At 58.2% G+C, this 1,255-nt stretch carries 3 protein-coding genes; all 3 read left to right on the top strand.

Annotation, left to right across the window (positions count from 1 at the left end; genetic code table 11):
* Window positions 1-11: 11 nt before the first annotated feature.
* The 3 genes from U1701_RS18635 to U1701_RS18625 are packed head-to-tail and all read left to right on the top strand — an operon-like array spanning window position 12 to window position 1,233.
* Window positions 12-119, top strand: a complete 108-nt coding sequence (locus U1701_RS18635; RefSeq protein WP_332784050.1) for a hypothetical protein — start codon at window positions 12-14, stop codon at window positions 117-119.
* Window positions 116-772 (top strand): HAD family hydrolase, encoded by a 657-nt coding sequence (locus tag U1701_RS18630; protein WP_332784049.1) that lies wholly within the window; start codon window positions 116-118, stop codon window positions 770-772. Before U1701_RS18635 ends, U1701_RS18630 begins: the two co-directional genes overlap by 4 nt.
* Window positions 769-1,233, top strand: coding sequence for a RidA family protein (locus tag U1701_RS18625; protein ID WP_332784048.1), 465 nt, complete (start codon window positions 769-771; stop codon window positions 1,231-1,233). The genes U1701_RS18630 and U1701_RS18625 overlap by 4 nt, the downstream gene beginning before the upstream one ends.
* Window positions 1,234-1,255 lie beyond the last annotated feature (22 nt).

Below are 1,255 nucleotides of genomic sequence, written 5' to 3'. Positions count from 1 at the left end.
CGCAGGCTGCGATCCTGTCCTTCCTTGAGGCTTATGAGCCTGACTTGATCGCTTGCGCGGCAGTCATCGGCGTATCGCCTGCAGTGTTGGTGCAGGCGCGGCAGGAGTTGGAAGCATGACCGTCGCCGGTACTCGGCCTCTTCTGATATCCGACTGCGACGAAGTGCTGCTGCACATGATCGTCCCGTTTCGTGATTGGTTGGATGAAGCGCATCATATTCATTTCGACCTCGTCCATGGCGACTGGGGCGAGGCGCTTCGCCACAAACATGACGGCACAGTCGTCGAGCGCGGTCAGGTTTGGGATTTGCTCAACGGATTTTTTGATACGGAAATGCACCGCCAACAGGCCATTGATGGCGCAGTGGCGGGCCTGAACAGGCTGCGGGAGCATGCAGACGTGGTTATCCTTACCAACCTGCTGGATCACCGCGCAGGGCCACGTACAGAGCAACTGAGGGCGGTTGGCATCGACGCACCTGTTTACTGCAACCAGGGCGGCAAGGGCGACGCACTTGGCCGCATCCTCGACGAATATCGCCCAAGCGTTGCGGTGTTTGTCGACGACTTAGGCCACCAGCACGAATCGGTTGGAGAGCAACATCCCGATGTATGGCGCCTGCATTTCGTCGGTGAGCCGTTGTTGTGGGAGCGCGTCAACCCATCGAAAGCAGCGCATGCAAGGCTGGATCGCTGGGCGGATGCGGAAATTTGGATCAGGGACAAGCTGGTGGCAAACATGCCAGCGCCCGCATTGGAAAAGGTAGTATGATGATTGAAGCAAAACTGGCTGAACTAGGCATTACGCTGCCGGAACCTGCGGCGCCTGTGGCGTCTTACGTGCCTGCAGTGGAAGCCAACGGCATGCTGTTCATTTCCGGCCAGTTGCCCTTTGTTGACGGCAAGGTTTTAACCGGCCGCGTTGGTGACACCTGCAATCTTGAAGATGCCAAGGTCGCCGCCAAGGCGTGCGGCATCATGCTTATCGCGCAGATGAAGGCGGCATTGGGCGGCGATCTTGATCGTGTTGAACGGATCGTCAAACTGGGCGTGTTCATCGCATCCGAACCAGACTTCACCGATCAGCCCGAGGCTGCCATTGGCGCTTCGGACCTTATGGAAGCGGTGTTTGGTGACGCCGGTAAACATGCCCGCGCAGCCGTATCGGTGCCAGTCTTGCCACGCAACGCTACGGTAGAAATCGACTGTGTTGTGAAGGTGCGCTCAGCTTAATGGCAGACGGCGTAACCGCCGA

Origin of the sequence: Sphingomonas rhamnosi (assembly GCF_036663615.1) — a bacterium.
Lineage (GTDB): Bacteria > Pseudomonadota > Alphaproteobacteria > Sphingomonadales > Sphingomonadaceae > Sphingomonas.
The sequence above is the reverse complement of the archived record's forward strand: the minus strand, read 5'-3'. Positions and strand labels throughout refer to the sequence as shown.

Excerpts from the sequence above, each read along its gene's own strand:
- U1701_RS18630 (WP_332784049.1), top strand. The coding sequence starts at position 116 with ATGACCGTCGCCGGTACTCGGCCTCTTCTGATATCCGACTGCGACGAA.
- U1701_RS18625 (WP_332784048.1), top strand. The coding sequence starts at position 769 with ATGATGATTGAAGCAAAACTGGCTGAACTAGGCATTACGCTGCCGGAA.